Below are 17103 nucleotides of genomic sequence, written 5' to 3' on the forward strand. Positions count from 1 at the left end.
AAAGGTTTCAGTTCAGGCGTGAAGTGTAATTCATCGTCTTTTGCTTAATAATCGAGCCAAACACAAAACATTATTGCCATGCAGGGATAATCGATGAGCAGCCGCTGGGAAGGGATCGACGAATTCGTCGCGGTGGCCGAATCGGGCCAGTTCACCGCAGCAGCCGAGCGCCTGGGGGTATCGTCGTCGCACGTCAGCCGTGCGGTGGCGCGCCTGGAAGATCGCCTGCAGACGCGCCTTTTGTACCGCAGCACGCGCAAGGTGACCTTGAGTGAGGCCGGGCAGACCTTTCTTCAGCACTGCCAGCGCCTGCAGGATGGCCGCGAAGAGGCCCTGCGCGCCATAGGCGACCTGACCAGCGAGCCCAAGGGGCTGCTGCGCATGACCTGTGCGGTGGCCTATGGCGAGCGCTTCATCGTGCCGCTGGTCACCCGCTTCATGGCGCAGTACCCGCAGTTGCGGGTGGACATCGAGCTGACCAACCGCACCCTCGACCTGCTGCACGAAGGCATGGACATGGCGATTCGTTTGGGCCGGTTGCAGGAGTCACGCCTGGTGGCGGCACGCCTGGCCCCACGGCGCATGTACCTGTGCGCCTCGCCAGCGTACCTGGAGCGCTATGGGCGGCCCCACAGCGTGTCGGAGCTGGCGCGGCACAACTGCCTGATCGGCAGCACGGATATCTGGGCCTTGCAGCAGGAGGGGCGGGAAATCAGTCAGCGGGTGCAGGGCAACTGGCGCTGCAACAGCGGGCAGGCGGTGCTGGATGCGGCGCTGCAGGGGATGGGGCTGTGCCAGTTGCCGGACTACTACGTGCTGGAGCATCTGGGCAGTGGCGCGCTGGTGTCGCTGCTTGAAGCGCATCAGCCGCCGAATACGGCGGTGTGGGCGTTGTACCCGCAACAGCGGCACCTGTCGCCGAAGGTGCGCAAGCTGGTGGATTATCTACGGGAGAAGTTGGGACAGTTGCCTGAGTACCGCAGCGTGTAGAAAACGTCGCGGGCTCCCACAAATCATTCACCCGCCCTTGAACGTACTGCAGTCCCTTGTGCAAGGCTGGCTTGCCAGAGAATGGGCCACCGTGGTCAATTGCCGCGATTGGCCCAGCGCTGCCTCAGCCACTCCAGGTCTTCCGGTCGCGTCACCTTGATATTGTCGTTGCGCCCTTCGACCAGGCGTGGTGCCTGCCCCGACCATTCGATGGCAGACGCCTCGTCGGTGATCGCCACGTCCGCCACCAGGCTGTCTGCCAGCGCACGGTGCAATGCCCCCAGGCGGAACATCTGCGGGGTGTACGCCTGCCACACCGTGCTGCGGTCGATAGTGGCGCTTACCCGCCCGTTGGCATCGGCACGCTTGAGCGTGTCGCGCGCCGGCACCGCCAGCAGCCCGCCCACCGGATCATTCGCCAGCTCGCCCAGCAGGCGGTCAAGGTCGTCGCGCGCCAGGTTCGGCCGCGCCGCATCGTGCACCAGCACCCAGTCGTTGTCGGCCGCGCCCTGGGCGTGCAGCAGCAGCAAGGCGTTGAGCACCGAATCGGCACGCTCGCGCCCACCTGCCGCACGCTGGATGCGCGTATCGCTGGCGCAGGCCAGGCCCGGCCAGTAAGGGTCGTCGGCAGCAATGCTGACCACCACGCCCTTGAGGCATGGATGGTCGAGAAAACAGTCGAGGCTATGCTCGAGAATCGTCCGCCCGCCCAGTTGCAGGTACTGCTTGGGACGGTCGGCCGCCATGCGGGCACCAACACCCGCGGCAGGAATCACTGCCCAGAAGGCAGGCAGGGACGCCGTCATTGGGCCAACTGGTAGAGGGTTTCACCCTCCTTGACCATACCCAGCTCATGACGAGCGCGTTCTTCGACGGTTTCCATACCTTTCTTCAACTCCAGCACTTCGGCATCAAGCACGCGATTACGCTCCAGCAGACGCTCGTTTTCAGCGTGCTGGTCGGCGATCTGCTGCTTGAGGTCGGCAACCTGGGCCAGGCTGCCGTTGCCCACCCACAGACGGTACTGCAGGCCACCCAGCAACAGGAGCAAGACGAGGAACAACCAATAGGGACTACGCATCAGGGTATCCACTGGAAAAAGGCCGCCCGTGCACAAGGGGCTGATGGCACGAAGCCTGACCGAAGCCAGGCTTTGTGGGGAAAGCACTTGCTGCACAGGGTTGCTGAAAGATTAGCTGCGTCTTTCAGCCTCACACTGCGGCCTTTTTACCATCTCTGGCTTAGCCGCGAAACTCGCCGCGACCACGGTACACAGCCTTGCTGCCCAGTTGCTCTTCGATACGCAGCAATTGGTTGTACTTGGAGACGCGGTCGGAGCGGCACAGCGAACCGGTCTTGATCTGGCCGGCAGCGGTACCCACGGCCAGGTCGGCAATGGTCGAATCTTCGGTTTCGCCCGAACGGTGCGAGATCACCGCGGTGTAACCGGCGGCCTTGGCCATCTGGATGGCTTCCAGGGTTTCGGTCAGGGTGCCGATCTGGTTGAACTTGATCAGGATCGAGTTGGCGATCTTCTTGTCGATGCCTTCCTTCAGGATCTTGGTGTTGGTCACGAACAGGTCGTCACCGACCAGTTGCACCTTGTCGCCGATCTTGTCGGTCAGGATCTTCCAGCCAGCCCAGTCGGACTCGTCCAGGCCGTCTTCGATCGAGATGATCGGGAAACGCTCGGTCAGGCCCTTGAGGTAGTCGGCAAAACCGGCTGCGTCGAACGACTTGCCTTCACCGGACAGGTTGTACTTGCCGTCCTCGTAGAACTCGCTGGCCGCACAGTCCAGCGCCAGGGTCACGTCGGTGCCCAGGGTGTAGCCGGCGTTGGCGATGGCTTCGGCGATGGCCGACAGCGCGTCTTCGTTGGAAGCCAGGTTAGGTGCGAAACCACCCTCGTCACCCACGGCGGTGTTCAGGCCACGGGCCTTCAGTACTGCCTTTAGGTGGTGGAAGATCTCGGTGCCCATGCGCAGCGCGTCGGAGAAGGTCTTGGCGCCGACCGGCTGCACCATGAACTCCTGGATGTCGACGTTGTTGTCGGCGTGCTCGCCGCCGTTGATGATGTTCATCATCGGGACCGGCATCGAGTACTGGCCAGGGGTGCCATTGAGGTTTGCGATGTGCGCGTACAGCGGCAGGTCCTGGTCCTGTGCAGCGGCCTTGGCGGCAGCCAGGGACACGGCGAGGATGGCGTTGGCGCCCAGGTTGCCTTTGTTTTCAGTACCGTCGAGCTTGATCATCGCCAGGTCGAGCGCTTTCTGCTCGACCGGGTCCTTGCCCAGCAGCAGGTCGCGGATCGGGCCGTTGATGTTGGCGACGGCCTTCAGTACGCCCTTGCCCATGTAACGGCTCTTGTCGCCATCACGCAGCTCCAGCGCTTCGCGCGAGCCAGTGGAAGCACCCGACGGCGCACAGGCGCTGCCGATGATGCCGTTGTCGAGCAGTACGTCCGCTTCGACGGTAGGGTTACCGCGCGAATCGAGAACTTCACGACCTTTGATGTCGACGATTTTTGCCATTGTTGTAAGCACTCCAGAATTGACGAAAACAACGCAGCTGAGAAAAAAACCGGGTCCGTCACAGGCGGTCGGCGCACGGGCAGGCCTGACGAGGACAAGCCCCTGACCCGGGGGTCAGGGGATGAACGGGCGGTACTTTACCGGAGAATCGAGGTTTACGCGGTTTCTACCGTCGGAAAACTCTTGACCAGTTCGTCCAGTTGCTTGAGCTGGGCCAGGAATGGCTCCAGTTTGTCCAGGCGCAGGGCGCACGGGCCGTCGCACTTGGCATTGTCAGGGTCCGGGTGAGCCTCGAGGAACAGGCCCGCCAGCCCCTGACTGAGGCCGGCCTTGGCCAGGTCGGTGACCTGGGCACGGCGGCCACCTGCGGAATCGGCGCGACCACCCGGCATCTGCAGGGCATGGGTCACGTCGAAGAACACCGGGTACTCGAACTGCTTCATGATGCCGAAGCCGAGCATGTCCACCACCAGGTTGTTGTAGCCGAAGCTCGAACCACGCTCGCAGAGGATCAGTTGGTCGTTGCCGGCCTCTTCGCACTTGCTCAGGATGTGCTTCATCTCCTGGGGTGCGAGGAACTGCGCCTTCTTGATGTTGATCACCGCGCCGGTTTTGGCCATCGCGACAACAAGATCAGTCTGGCGCGACAGGAAGGCCGGCAGCTGGATGATGTCGCACACGTCGGCCACGGCCTGCGCCTGGTGCGGCTCGTGCACGTCGGTGATCACCGGCACGTTGAAGGTGCGCTTGATCTCTTCGAAGATCTTCATCCCCTCTTCCAGGCCAGGGCCGCGGTAGGAGTTGATCGACGAACGGTTGGCCTTGTCGAAGCTGGCCTTGAACACGTAGGGGATACCGAGCTTCTCGGTAACCCGCACGTACTCTTCGCAGACCTTCAGGGCCAGGTCACGGGATTCCAGCACGTTCATGCCGCCGAACAGGACGAACGGCTTGTCGTTGGCGATCTCGATGTTACCGACGCGAATGATCTTCTGGGTCATGGATCAGGCCTTGTTCTTTTGAGCCAATGCAGCTTTGACGAAGCCGCTGAACAGCGGGTGGCCGTCACGCGGGGTAGAGGTGAACTCCGGGTGGAACTGGCAGGCCACGAACCACGGATGGTCCTTGGACTCGACCACTTCGACCAGTGCGCCGTCGCCGGAACGACCCGAGACCACCAGGCCCGCCTCGATCAGTTGCGGCAGCAGGTTGTTGTTGACCTCGTAGCGGTGACGGTGACGCTCGACGATCACGTCCTTGGCGTAGCAGTCGTGCACCTTGGAGCCGCTTTGCAGCTGGCACTCCTGGGCGCCCAGACGCATGGTGCCGCCAAGGTCCGAGGCTTCGGTACGGGTCTCGACCGCGCCGGTGGCATCTTCCCACTCGGTGATCAGGCCCACCACAGGGTGACCGCTGGCGCGATCGAACTCGGTGGAGTTGGCGTCCTTCCAGCCCATCACGTTGCGGGCGAATTCGATGACCGCCACCTGCATGCCCAGGCAGATACCCAGGTAAGGCACCTTGTTCTCGCGAGCGTACTGAACGGCAGTGATCTTGCCTTCCACGCCGCGCAGGCCGAAACCGCCCGGTACCAGGATGGCGTCCACGCCTTCGAGCAGGCCGGTGCCCTGGTTCTCGATGTCTTCGGAGTCGATGTAGCGCAGGTTGACCTTGGTGCGGTTGCTGATGCCGGCATGGCTCATCGCTTCGATCAGCGACTTGTAGGCATCGAGCAGCTCCATGTACTTGCCGACCATGGCGATGGTGACTTCGTGCTCGGGGTTGAGCTTGGCATCGACCACCGCGTCCCACTCGGACAGGTCGGCGCTGCCGCACTGCAGGCCGAAACGCTCGACGACGAAGTCGTCCAGGCCCTGGGAGTGCAGGATGCCCGGGATCTTGTAGATGGTGTCGGCGTCTTCCAGCGCGATCACCGCACGTTCTTCAACGTTGGTGAACTGCGCGATCTTGCGGCGCGACGAGCTGTCGATCGGGTGATCGGAACGGCACACCAGCACGTCCGGCTGCAGGCCGATGGAGCGCAGTTCCTTGACCGAGTGCTGGGTAGGCTTGGTCTTGGTCTCCCCGGCGGTGGCGATGTACGGCACCAGGGTCAGGTGCATCAGCATCGCGCGCTTGGCGCCCACTTCGAAGCGCAGCTGGCGGATGGCCTCGAGGAACGGTTGCGACTCGATGTCACCCACGGTACCGCCGATCTCGACCATGGCCACGTCGGCATCGCCGGCGCCCTTGATGATGCGGCGCTTGATTTCGTCGGTGATGTGCGGGATCACCTGGATGGTGGCACCCAGGTAGTCACCACGGCGCTCCTTGCGCAGCACGTGCTCGTACACGCGGCCGGTGGTGAAGTTGTTGTTCTGGGTCATGGTCGTGCGGATGAACCGCTCGTAGTGGCCCAGGTCCAGGTCGGTCTCGGCGCCGTCGTGGGTGACGAACACTTCACCGTGCTGGAACGGGCTCATGGTGCCCGGGTCGACGTTGATGTACGGGTCCAGCTTGAGCATGGTGACCTTGAGCCCCCGCGCCTCCAGGATGGCCGCCAATGAAGCCGAGGCAATGCCTTTCCCCAATGAAGAAACAACACCGCCCGTGACGAATATGTAGCGCGTCATGAAAAACCCTAGAAGTCTGCGTTAAAGCGGTCAGTGCCGCCGGGGAAAGCGAAGGAAGGCCGAAGCCCCCGATCACCTGCGTCAATCACAGTGCATCTTAAAAAACTGCCGCGCCTGGTCAGACCGGGGGTTGAAAACCCGGTAAGGAGCTCGCTAAACATTTTTAGAATCGCCCAGCAAAAAACTGCTTGGTAATCGGCAACTGCCGTGATTCAGATGAAGTCACAGAAGTTGTATCAAGAAGGGAGCGTAGTCTACCGGAATGTCCCTTTCATCTCAAACCTTGCGCGCTTGTCGGTACGCACCAGTGCAGTTGCCCGTCGGCAAGCCCCAGCCCCGGCAGGTTGGCCACCGCCAGCAACTGCCCGTCGCGGTACAGCAGCGGCACGCGCTGGCGGGCGAACAAGGGTAGCTGGCGCTCGTTGAGCAACCGCTTGAGGTCGCGATGGCCCCGGCCCTCGACCGCCATCCTCTCGCCGCCCTGCCGATAGCGCACCTGCAGCGGGCCCTGCGGCAACCTGCCGCTGAGTGTCAACTGGCCATTGCCGGGCAGTGCAAGCGGCTGGCGCGGGTCGAGCCAAGGCCCCGGCTGCGCCGGCGGCGTGAGCCAGTGCGCATCCAGCCAGTAGATGCGCAAGCCACTGCGGTGCAGCTCGCCATCGGCCAGGCGCCATACAGGACGCCCTTCGCCGCCGGCATCGCGCACGTCATCCCAACCCGACCAGTGGCGGGTGTCCGGCAGGCGCGTGCGCGCCGCCAGCCAGTACTGCAGGGCGTTGCGCTGGCGTGCCGGGGACAGTTGGCGCAGCACCTCCAGATCCAGCGACGGGCAGCCCAACCAGGCGAAGGCATCGGGGGTCGAGGCTTGTGCGAGGTCCTGCTGCGCCACTTCATCGAGCAGGCCCTGCGCCTCGGCCAGGTGCGCGGCGCTGCGCGCCAGGCTGCGCGACGCCTGGGGCCAGCGTCGGGTCAGCGCCGGCAGCACCTGGTGGCGCAGGTAGTTGCGCGAGAACTGGGTGTCATCGTTGCTGGGGTCTTCTATCCAGTGCAGGCCATGCGCGGTGGCGTAGGCCAGCAGTTCATCACGCGGGGTATCCAGCAAGGGTCGCAGCAGGCTGCCCTGCCCCAGCGCCCGCTGCGCCGGCATCCCCGACAGGCCACGCAGGCCGGCCCCGCGCAACAGCCGAAACAGCAGCGTCTCGGCCTGGTCGTCGCGGTGCTGGCCGGTCAGCAGCAGTTCGCCCGGGCGCAGGGCCCGGGCGAAGGCTGCATAGCGCGCGTCCCGGGCGCCCTGCTCCAGGCTGGCGCCTGGGGCGACGTGCACATGGATGATGTCCAGCGGTACGCCCAGGCTGTCGCACAGGCGCTGGCAGTGGGCCGGCCACGCATCGGCAGCGGCTTGCAGACCGTGGTGGACATGGAGGGCACGAAGGGGCGCAGCCGGCTGTTGGGCCAGCAGGTGCAGCAGCACGGTGGAGTCGAGGCCGCCAGAGAGGGCGACGCACCAGCCGGTAGCTTGGTGCCAGGGGGACAGGGTGTTGCGCAGGTCGATCATCGGTGGCCCTTCGCCGGCAAAGCCGGCTCCTACAGAAGCGAAAGGGCCACCGATGAGTTCAGATCAGAGCCCGTAGCTCATCAGGCGATCATAACGGCGCTTGAGCAGCGCGTCGTTGTCGAACGCCTTGAGCATGTCCAACTGCTCGATCAGCGAAGCGCGGATGTTGGCCGAGGCCGCCGCCGGGTCACGGTGTGCGCCGCCCAGTGGTTCGCCGATCACCTTGTCGACGATACCCAGGCCCTTGAGGCGCTCGGCCGTGATGCCCATCGCTTCGGCTGCGTCAGCAGCCTTCTCGGCAGTCTTCCACAGGATCGAGGCGCAGCCTTCCGGCGAAATCACCGCGTAGGTGGAGTACTGCAGCATGTTCAGCTGGTCGCAAACGCCGATGGCCAGTGCACCGCCCGAACCGCCTTCGCCGATCACGGTGGCGATGATCGGCGTTTTCAGGCGAGCCATCACGCGCAGGTTCCAGGCAATCGCTTCGCTCTGGTTGCGCTCTTCGGCGTCGATGCCGGGGTAGGCGCCCGGGGTGTCGATGAAGGTCAGGATCGGCATCTTGAAGCGTTCGGCCATTTCCATCAGGCGGCACGCCTTGCGGTAACCTTCAGGGCGTGGCATGCCGAAGTTGCGGCGTACCTTCTCGCGCACTTCACGGCCTTTCTGATGACCGATCACCATCACCGGCTGGTCGTCCAGGCGGGCGATGCCACCAACGATCGCGGCGTCGTCGGAGAAGTGGCGGTCGCCATGCAGCTCGTCGAACTCGGTGAAGATGTGGTCGATGTAGTCCAGGGTGTACGGACGACGCGGGTGACGCGCCAGGCGCGCGATCTGCCAGCTGGTCAGGTTGCCGAAAATGCTCTCGGTCAGCGTGCTGCTCTTGTCTTGCAGACGGGCGATTTCATCGCCGATGTTCAGCGAGTTGTCATTGCCGACCAGGCGCAGCTCTTCGATCTTGGCTTGCAGGTCAGCAATCGGCTGTTCGAAATCCAGAAAATTCGGGTTCATAGGCATCCGTCTTGGGTCGACGGCCAGGCGGCCGGCCGGTTGATCCGTTTGGCGCCCTACCTTAAGGGATCAGGCGCATTCAGGTCGAGATTAAAAATTCATCAATTCATCGATATTGCAGGAAGACGTTCTCACGCCCGAACTGGTCACGCAGGGCCTGAATCAGTCCGTCCGCGGGGTCGATGCGCCAACCTTCGCCAAACTGCAGCAGGGCGCGCGCATCGTTGCCGGTGTATTCCATGCTGATCGGGCACGCGCCGCGATGGCGCTTGAACAGCTCGCCCAGCCACGCCAGGCGGTCGCCCTTGAGGGCGTCGGCATGGATCTTCAGGCGCAGGCTTTCGGCCAGGTTGGTACGTGCATCTTCCATGCTCATCACACGCTTGACCCGCAGGCGCAGGCCACCGGAGAAGTCGTCATTGCTGACCTCCCCTTCGACCACCACCATCGCGTCGGTCTGCAGCAAAGGCTGCGCGGCCATGAACGCATCGGCAAACAGCGACGCCTCAATGCGCCCGGAGCGGTCGTCGAGGGTCACGAAGCCCATCTTGTCGCCCTTCTTGTTCTTCATCACGCGCAGCGCAATGATCATGCCGGCCACGGTCTGGGTATCGCGGGCCGGCTTGAGGTCGATGATGCGCTGACGGGCGAAACGGCGGATCTCACCTTCGTACTCGTCGATCGGGTGGCCGGTCAGGTACAGGCCCAGGGTGTCCTTCTCGCCGCGCAGGCGTTCCTTGAGGGTCAGCTCGCGGGCGTTGCGGTGGTTGGCATAGACGTCGGCGTCGGCCTCCACGAACAACCCGCCGAACAGGTCCGAGTGCCCGCTGTCGTGGGTGCGTGCGGTCTGTTCGGCCGACTTGATCGCCTCTTCCATCGCCCCCAGCAGCACCGCGCGGTTACGGTCGATGTTGGCCTGGTAGGCCTTGATCTCGTCGTGGAAGAACGGCCCCAGGCGGTCCAGCGCACCGCTGCGGATCAATGCATCGAGGGTGCGCTTGTTGATGCGCTTGAGGTCGGCCCGCTCGCAGAAGTCGAACAGGTCCTTGAACGGCCCGCTGCTGCGCGCCTCGACGATCGCGTCGACAGGGCCCTCGCCCACGCCCTTGATCGCGCCCAGGCCATACACGATGCGGCCGTCGTCGTTGACCGTGAACTTGAAGTCGGAGGTGTTCACATCCGGTGCATCGAGGCGCAGCTTCATGCTGCGCACTTCCTCGATCAGGGTCACCACCTTGTCGGTGTTGTGCATATCCGCCGACAGTACCGCAGCCATGAACGCGGCCGGGTGATGGGTCTTGAGCCAGGCGGTCTGGTACGACACCAGGCCGTAGGCGGCGGAGTGGGACTTGTTGAAGCCGTAACCGGCGAACTTTTCCACCAGGTCGAAGATGTTGCCCGCCAGGTCCGGGTCGATGTTGTTGGTGGCGCAGCCTTCGATGAAACCGCCACGCTGCTTGGCCATTTCCTCGGGCTTCTTCTTGCCCATCGCCCGGCGCAGCATGTCCGCACCGCCGAGGGTGTAGCCGGCCATCACCTGGGCGATCTGCATCACCTGTTCCTGGTACAGGATGATGCCGTAGGTCGGCGCCAGTACCGGCTTGAGGCCTTCGTACTGGTAGTCGGAGTGCGGGTAGGCCAGCTCGGCGCGGCCGTGCTTGCGGTTGATGAAGTCGTCCACCATGCCCGATTGCAGCGGGCCCGGGCGGAACAGTGCCACCAGTGCGATAAGGTCTTCCAGGCAGTCGGGCTTGAGCTTCTTGATCAGCTCCTTCATGCCGCGCGACTCGAGCTGGAATACCGCAGTGGTCTCGGCCTTCTGCAGCAGGTCGTAGGTTTTCTTGTCGTCCAGCGGGATGAAGTCGATGTTCAGGTCCGGCAGGCCGGCCTTGGCCTGCTCGCGGTTGATCGTCTCCATCGCCCACTTGATGATGGTCAGCGTACGCAGGCCGAGGAAGTCGAACTTCACCAGGCCGGCCGCCTCCACGTCATCCTTGTCGAACTGGGTTACCAGGCCGCCGCCCTCTTCGTCACAGGCAATCGGCGAGAAGTCGGTGAGTTTGGTCGGCGCGATGACCACGCCACCGGCGTGCTTGCCGGTGCCCCGGGTAACACCCTCGAGCTTGAGGGCCATGTCCCAGATTTCCTTGGCATCCTCGTCGGTCTTGAGGAAGTCGCGCAGCATTTCCTCCTGCTCGTAGGCCTTCTCCAGGGTCATGCCGACTTCGAACGGAATCATCTTCGACAGGCGGTCGGCCAGGCCGTAGGACTTGCCCTGCACCCGCGCCACGTCACGCACCACCGCCTTGGCCGCCATGGTGCCGAAGGTGATGATCTGGCTCACCGCATTGCGCCCGTAGGCATCGGCCACATACTCGATCACGCGGTCGCGACCGTCCATGCAGAAGTCGACGTCGAAGTCGGGCATCGAGACCCGTTCAGGGTTGAGGAAACGTTCGAACAGCAGGTCGTAGGCCAGCGGGTCGAGGTCGGTGATCTTCAGCACGTAGGCCACCAGCGAGCCGGCACCCGACCCCCGGCCCGGACCTACCGGCACGCCGTTGTTCTTGGCCCACTTGATGAAGTCCATAACGATCAGGAAGTAACCGGGGAAGCCCATCTGGATGATGATGTCCAGCTCGAACTTCAGCCGGTCGAGGTAGACCTGGCGCTTCTCTTCATAGTTGGGCGTGGTGTCCTTGGGCCAGAGCACCGCCAGGCGCTCTTCCAGGCCTTCATGGGACACATGGCGCAGGTATTCGTCGATGCCCATGCCGTTGGGCGTGGGGAAGTCGGGCAGGAAGTGCTTGCCCAGCTGCACCTCGATGTTGCAGCGCTTGGCGATCTCGACCGTGTTGGCCAGGGCGTCGGGCAGGTCGCTGAACAGCTCGGCCATTTCTTCCGGGCTTTTCAGGTACTGCTGGTCGCTGTAGTTGCGCGAACGCCGCGGATCGTCCAGGGCACGGCCTTCGCCGATGCACACCCGGGTTTCGTGGGCGTCGTAGTCGGTCTGCTTGATGAAGCGCACGTCATTGGTGGCCACCAGCGGCGCGCCCAGGCGGTCGGCCAGGGCCACGGCGGCGTGCAGGTACTCTTCGTCGCCGCTGCGGTTGGTGCGCTGCACCTCGACATAGAAGCGATCGGGGAACATCGCCATCCAGTCGCGCAGCAGGGCCTCGGCTTCCTGCGGGTTGTTGCCCAGCAGTGCCATGCCGATATCGCCTTCCCTGGCCGCCGACAAGGCGATCAGGCCCTCGCTGGCCGGGGCGATCCACTCGCGCTCGATGACCACCACGCCATTGCGCTGGCCGTCCATCCAGCCACGGGAGATCAGCTCGGTGAGGTTGCGGTAGCCCTTGGCGTTCATCGCCAACAGGCAGATGCGCGACAGCGGCAGGTCGGGGTCGGCGTTGGACAGCCACAGGTCGGCCCCGCAGATCGGCTTGATCCCGCTGCCCATGGCGGTCTTGTAGAACTTGACCAGCGAGCACATGTTGCTCTGGTCGGTGACGGCCACCGCCGGCATGTTCATCCCGGCCAGGGCCTTGACCAGCGGCTTGATCCGCACCAGGCCATCGACCAGCGAGAATTCGGTGTGCAGGCGAAGATGAACGAAAGAAGCCGACATGATGATCCTATAGCAGCACAAAACAACAAGGCCCGGATTGTACCGGGCCTCGATCAAAACTACAGCCTGCGCGGGAGCGGTCAGGCTGAACGGGGGTTGCCTCTACACCGGCAACAGGCCGTTGGCCTGCAGGCCACGGGCCTCGAATGCAGCCCGTACCGGGGCGAACGAGCGCCGGTGAATCGGCGTGGGGCCAAGCCGGGCCAGGGCTTCAAGGTGCAGCGGGGTCGGGTAGCCCTTGTGCCCGCCGATGCCGTAGCCAGGGTAGATCAGCTCGAAGGCAGCCATTTCCCGGTCACGGGTCACCTTGGCCAGGATAGAGGCCGCAGCGATGGCCGGCACCTGGCTGTCACCCTTGACCACCGGCGCCGATGGCACGTTGAGCTTGGGGCAACGGTTGCCATCGATCAGTGCCAGCTTGGGCGTGATGTGCAGGCCTTCGACCGCGCGCTGCATGGCCAGCATGGTGGCATGCAGAATGTTCAGCTGGTCGATCTCGTCGACCTCGGCGCGGGCGATGTGAAAGCTCAGGGCCTTCTCGCAGATCTCGTCGAAGAGCTTTTCGCGGCGCGCCTCGGTGAGTTTTTTCGAATCGTTCAGGCCCAGGATCGGCCGGCTCGGGTCGAGGATCACGGCAGCGGTCACCACCGCGCCACACAGCGGGCCGCGGCCGACTTCGTCAACCCCGGCGACCAGGTCTTCGACCAGGTTGAAATCCAGTCCGATTTGCATTTATCGATGTTCCAGCAAGGCCAGTACCGCGTCGGCTGCCTGGTTGGAGGCATCGCGGCGCAGGGTACGGTGAATCTGATCGAAGCTCTCGGTCTGCTGCTCGCCACCGCTCACCAGTGGTGCCAGGGTCTGCGCCAGGGCCTCGCTGGTGGCGGCCTCCTGCAGCAGTTCGGGCACCAGCAGGCGCTGGGCCAGCAGGTTGGGCAGCGATACATAAGGGCTTTTGACCAGGCGCTTGAGAATCCAGTAGGTCACCGGGGCCACGCGGTACGCCACCACCATGGGTCGCTTGAACAACAGCGCCTCCAGGGTAGCGGTGCCCGAGGCGATCAATACCGCATCGCAGGCCGCCAGGGCCTGGTGCGACTGGCCGTCGAGCAGGGTCAGTGGCAGGTCGCGGCCTTCGAGCATCTGTTCGAGCTGGGCACGGCGCACCGGGTTGGCGCAGGGCGAGACGAAGCGCACCCCCGGCACCAGCTCGCGAAGCCGCTGTGCGGTATCCAGAAACAGTGCACCCAGGCGCCCTACTTCGCCGCCACGGCTGCCTGGCATCAGCGCCACCAAGGGGCCGTCGGGCAGGCCCAGTGCTTCACGCGCTGCAGTGCGGTCGGCCTGCAGCGGGATGGTATCGGCCAGCGGGTGGCCGACGAAACGCACCGGCACGCCCTGTTCTTCATAGAACCGCGCCTCGAACGGAAACAGCGTGAGCATCAGGTCGCAGCCTTCGCGGATCTTCAGCACGCGCTTCTGCCGCCAGGCCCATACCGAAGGGCTGACGTAGTGCACGGTCTTGATGCCGGCCTGGCGCAGTTTCAGTTCGATGTTGAGGGTGAAGTCGGGCGCATCGATACCGATGAACACGTCCGGCTTCTGCTCGATCAGCGTCTGGATCAGCAGCTTGCGGCGCTTGAGCAGCTCGCGCAGGCGACCCAGCACTTCGACCAGGCCCATGACGGCCAGGCGCTCCATGGGAAAGTAGGAGCTCAGCCCCTCGGCTTCCATCAATGGGCCGCCGACGCCGATAAAGCGTACCTGCGGATGGCGGGCCTTGAGTGCACGCATCAGGCCGGCGCCAAGAATATCGCCGCTGGCTTCGCCTGCCACCAGCGCTACACAGAGTGGCGCCATGTCAGCGGGTGATGCCGCGGGCGGAGTTCTGGATCGACTTGACGAACAGGTCGACCTCGGGGAACTGCTGGGCGGGCTCGGCCAGTTCGGCGATGGCCTGGTCGACCGTCAGGTTCTGGCGATACACCACCTTGTAGGCGCGGCGCAGGGCATGGATAGCTTCATCGCTGAAACCGCGACGGCGCATGCCTTCGAAGTTCATGCTGCGCGCCTCGGCCGGGTTGCCGAACACGGTGACGAAGGCCGGCACATCCTTGCCGATGGCGGTACCCATGCCGGAAAAGCTGTGGGCGCCGATATGGCAGAACTGGTGCACCAGGGTAAACCCGGACAGTATCGCCCAGTCGCCCACATGCACATGCCCGGCCAGCGCGGTGTTGTTGACCAGGATGCAGTGGTTGCCGATCACGCTGTCGTGCCCGATATGGGCATAGGCCATGACCAGGTTGTGATCACCCAGGGTGGTTTCGCTACGGTCCTGCACGGTGCCACGGTGAATGGTCACGCCTTCGCGGATCACGTTGTGGTCGCCGATCACCAGGCGCGTCGGTTCACCCTTGTACTTGAGGTCAGGGGTGTCTTCGCCGACAGAGGAGAACTGGTAGATGCGGTTGTGCTTGCCGATGCGGGTCGGCCCTTTGAGAATCACATGCGGACCAATCACGGTCCCTTCCCCGATCTCGACCCCGGCACCGACGATCGACCATGGGCCGACCTCGACGCCGTCGGCAATCTTTGCCGATGGATCGATGATTGCCCGAGGGTCAATCAAACTCATAGTTTGCGTTCCGCGCAGATGATCTCGGCCGAGCATACCGGCTTGCCGTCCACCGACGCCTGGCACTCGAACTTCCAGATCTGGCGCTTGCAGCTGATGAACTTGGCTTCGAGGATCAGTTGATCACCCGGCAGCACCGGCTGGCGAAAGCGCAACTTGTCGGAACCGACGAAGTAGTACAGGGTACCGTCCGCGGGTTTGACGTCCAGCATCTTGAACCCGAGGATGCCGGCTGCCTGGGCCATCGCTTCGATGATCAGCACGCCGGGCATGATCGGGTGCGCCGGGAAGTGACCGTTGAAGAAAGGCTCGTTGATGCTGACATTCTTGTAGGCACGAATGCGCTGGGCCTCTACGTCCAAGTCCACCACCCGGTCCACCAGCAGGAACGGGTAACGGTGAGGCAAATATTCGCGAATCTCGTTGATGTCCATCATTTCGGGGGGAAGCCTGTAGTAAAGATAGGGAGCGCGCACGTTCGAGCGGCGCTCCTTTAGCAAATCAAGGAGCGCAGTCTAGCGGCTGGGCGCTCTTGATCAGGAAATGGTATCAGCCTTCTGATGAAGCTTTGTCGCCCGAGGTCACGGCCTCGAGTCGCTTTTCCACTTGTTGAAGACGTTTGGCCATCTCATCCAGCTGGCGAATGCGCGCGGCACTCTTGCGCCACTCACCCAGCGGCTGCATGGCCGTACCGGACGAATAGGCACCTGGCTCGGTGATGGAACGGGTGACCATGGTCATCCCGGAGACGAACACCCCATCACACACATCAATATGCCCGACCATGCCGACACCGCCGGCGATGGTGCAATGCTTGCCGATCTTGGTGCTGCCGGAAATACCGACACACGCGGCCATTGCCGTGTGGTCGCCGACCTGTACGTTATGGGCGATCTGGATCTGGTTGTCGAGTTTCACGCCATTGCCGATACTGGTATCGGCCAGTGCACCGCGGTCGATGGCGGTGTTCACGCCGATCTCGACATCGTCGCCGATGCTCACGCCGCCGATCTGGGCAATCTTCTGCCATACGCCCTTTTCATTGGCGAAACCGAAACCCTCACCCCCCAGCACGGCGCCGGACTGGATCACCACACGCTTGCCGATATGCACATCGTGGTACAGCGTGACGCGCGGGGCCAGCCAGCCGCCTTCGCCGATCACGCTGCGCGCACCGATGAAGCAGTGGGCACCGATGGTCACGCCAGGGCCGATCTGCGCCCCGCTTTCGATCACTGCACAGGCACCGATGCTGGCGCTGGCATCGACCTGTGCGTCTGCAGCCACCACGGCGCTGGGATGAACTCCCGCCACAGCCCTGGGCTTTGGATCGAACAGGTGGGAAACACGTGCGTAGGCCAGGTAGGGATCTGCAACGATCAGCGCGTGACCGGCAAAGCCCTCGGCATCGGCAGCCTTGAGCAGGACCGCAGCGGCCTTGCTCTCAGGCAGGAATTTGCGGTACTGCGGGTTGGCCAGGAAGCTCAGTTGTCCCGAGCCAGCCTCGTGCAGGGTCGCAAGGCCAGTGATGTCGAGCTCCGCCGGGCCACTGAGGGTGGCCCCGAGGAACTCGGCCAGCTGGCCGAGTTTCATGGTCGCAGTCATGTTCAACGGGACTGGTTCATGCGCTCGATGACCTGGCGGGTGATGTCGTACTGAGGCTTGACATCAATGACCGCGCCACGCTCGAGTACCAGGTCGAAAGCACCCTTCTTGATCACTTCCTCCACTGCGCCGTCGAGCTTGGGCTTGAGCTGCTTGAGCATCTCGCGGTCGGCAACGGCCTTGGCTTCGTTCAGCTCCTTGGACTGGAACTGGAAGTCACGGGCCTTTTGCTTGAATTCAAGCTCCAGACGCTCGCGCTCGCCCTGGGCCATCTTGTCGCCACCCTTGACCAGACGGTCCTGGATGCCCTTGGCGCTGCTTTCCAGGTTTTTCAGCTTGGTCAGTTGCGGGCCGAATTTCTTCTCCGCATCGACCGCGTACTTCTTGGCCGCGTCCGATTCCAGCAGCGCCATCTGATAGTTCAGGACGGCAATTTTCATCTCGGCAAATGCCGGGGTCGCGATCAGGGTCGCAGCCAGTACAGCCAGTTGAGTCAACTTACGCACGATGCA

General features: G+C 63.5%; 15 protein-coding genes. 1 reads left to right on the forward strand and 14 read right to left on the reverse strand.

The window, feature by feature from the left end; all coding sequences use genetic code 11:
- Nucleotides 1-93 precede the first annotated feature (93 nt).
- Nucleotides 94-990 (forward strand): LysR substrate-binding domain-containing protein, encoded by an 897-nt coding sequence (locus DN388_RS04750; RefSeq protein ID WP_043863273.1) that lies wholly within the window; start codon nucleotides 94-96, stop codon nucleotides 988-990.
- A 95-nt stretch (nucleotides 991-1085) separates the two neighbouring features.
- Here the strand turns inward: DN388_RS04750 and ispD are convergent, their stop codons facing one another.
- From ispD to DN388_RS04820, 14 genes are all read right to left on the reverse strand, one after another.
- Nucleotides 1086-1796 (reverse strand): 2-C-methyl-D-erythritol 4-phosphate cytidylyltransferase, encoded by a 711-nt coding sequence (gene ispD / locus DN388_RS04755; protein ID WP_054914996.1) that lies wholly within the window; start codon nucleotides 1794-1796, stop codon nucleotides 1086-1088.
- A complete protein-coding gene (ftsB, locus tag DN388_RS04760; protein WP_043863271.1) occupies nucleotides 1793-2071 on the reverse strand; it encodes a cell division protein FtsB in 279 nt (92 codons plus the stop codon). The genes ispD and ftsB overlap by 4 nt, the downstream gene beginning before the upstream one ends.
- A gap of 160 nt (nucleotides 2072-2231) precedes the next feature.
- The gene (gene eno, locus DN388_RS04765; RefSeq protein ID WP_043863270.1) at nucleotides 2232-3521 is read right to left on the reverse strand and encodes a phosphopyruvate hydratase; all 1290 of its coding nucleotides are present in this window, start codon (nucleotides 3519-3521) and stop codon (nucleotides 2232-2234) included.
- 155 nt (nucleotides 3522-3676) lie between these two features.
- Complete coding sequence (kdsA, locus tag DN388_RS04770) at nucleotides 3677-4522, reverse strand: 3-deoxy-8-phosphooctulonate synthase (RefSeq protein WP_043863269.1); 846 nt, start codon at nucleotides 4520-4522, stop codon at nucleotides 3677-3679.
- A gap of 3 nt (nucleotides 4523-4525) precedes the next feature.
- Nucleotides 4526-6154 (reverse strand): CTP synthase, encoded by a 1629-nt coding sequence (locus DN388_RS04775; RefSeq protein ID WP_043863268.1) that lies wholly within the window; start codon nucleotides 6152-6154, stop codon nucleotides 4526-4528.
- 271 nt (nucleotides 6155-6425) lie between these two features.
- Nucleotides 6426-7709, reverse strand: a complete 1284-nt coding sequence (gene tilS, locus DN388_RS04780; RefSeq protein ID WP_254997156.1) for a tRNA lysidine(34) synthetase TilS — start codon at nucleotides 7707-7709, stop codon at nucleotides 6426-6428.
- Between the two features lie 63 nt (nucleotides 7710-7772).
- Complete coding sequence (locus DN388_RS04785) at nucleotides 7773-8720, reverse strand: acetyl-CoA carboxylase carboxyltransferase subunit alpha (RefSeq protein ID WP_043863266.1); 948 nt, start codon at nucleotides 8718-8720, stop codon at nucleotides 7773-7775.
- Nucleotides 8721-8826: 106 nt separating this feature from the next.
- On the reverse strand, nucleotides 8827-12348 hold the full coding sequence (dnaE, locus tag DN388_RS04790; RefSeq protein WP_254997159.1) for a DNA polymerase III subunit alpha: 3522 nt from the start codon (nucleotides 12346-12348) through the stop codon (nucleotides 8827-8829).
- Between the two features lie 102 nt (nucleotides 12349-12450).
- Nucleotides 12451-13080, reverse strand: coding sequence for a ribonuclease HII (gene rnhB / locus DN388_RS04795; protein WP_054914999.1), 630 nt, complete (start codon nucleotides 13078-13080; stop codon nucleotides 12451-12453).
- The gene (gene lpxB, locus DN388_RS04800; protein WP_078480069.1) at nucleotides 13081-14208 is read right to left on the reverse strand and encodes a lipid-A-disaccharide synthase; all 1128 of its coding nucleotides are present in this window, start codon (nucleotides 14206-14208) and stop codon (nucleotides 13081-13083) included. It abuts the gene before it with no gap.
- Between the two features lies 1 nt (nucleotide 14209).
- Nucleotides 14210-14986, reverse strand: a complete 777-nt coding sequence (gene lpxA / locus DN388_RS04805; RefSeq protein WP_088514540.1) for an acyl-ACP--UDP-N-acetylglucosamine O-acyltransferase — start codon at nucleotides 14984-14986, stop codon at nucleotides 14210-14212.
- Nucleotides 14983-15423: a 3-hydroxyacyl-ACP dehydratase FabZ gene (fabZ, locus tag DN388_RS04810; protein WP_038613986.1), complete on the reverse strand. Its 441-nt coding sequence runs from the start codon at nucleotides 15421-15423 to the stop codon at nucleotides 14983-14985. The genes lpxA and fabZ overlap by 4 nt, the downstream gene beginning before the upstream one ends.
- A 112-nt stretch (nucleotides 15424-15535) precedes the next feature.
- Complete coding sequence (gene lpxD, locus DN388_RS04815; RefSeq protein WP_254997165.1) at nucleotides 15536-16591, reverse strand: UDP-3-O-(3-hydroxymyristoyl)glucosamine N-acyltransferase; 1056 nt, start codon at nucleotides 16589-16591, stop codon at nucleotides 15536-15538.
- A gap of 2 nt (nucleotides 16592-16593) precedes the next feature.
- Nucleotides 16594-17097 carry an OmpH family outer membrane protein gene (locus DN388_RS04820; RefSeq protein WP_043863260.1) on the reverse strand — a complete coding sequence of 168 codons (504 nt, stop codon included), beginning with the start codon at nucleotides 17095-17097 and terminating at the stop codon, nucleotides 16594-16596.
- Nucleotides 17098-17103: the final 6 nt, after the last annotated feature.

Origin of the sequence: Pseudomonas sp. S12(2018) (assembly GCF_024355235.1) — a bacterium.
In the GTDB taxonomy this organism is placed as follows: Bacteria; Pseudomonadota; Gammaproteobacteria; order Pseudomonadales; family Pseudomonadaceae; genus Aquipseudomonas; species Aquipseudomonas palmensis.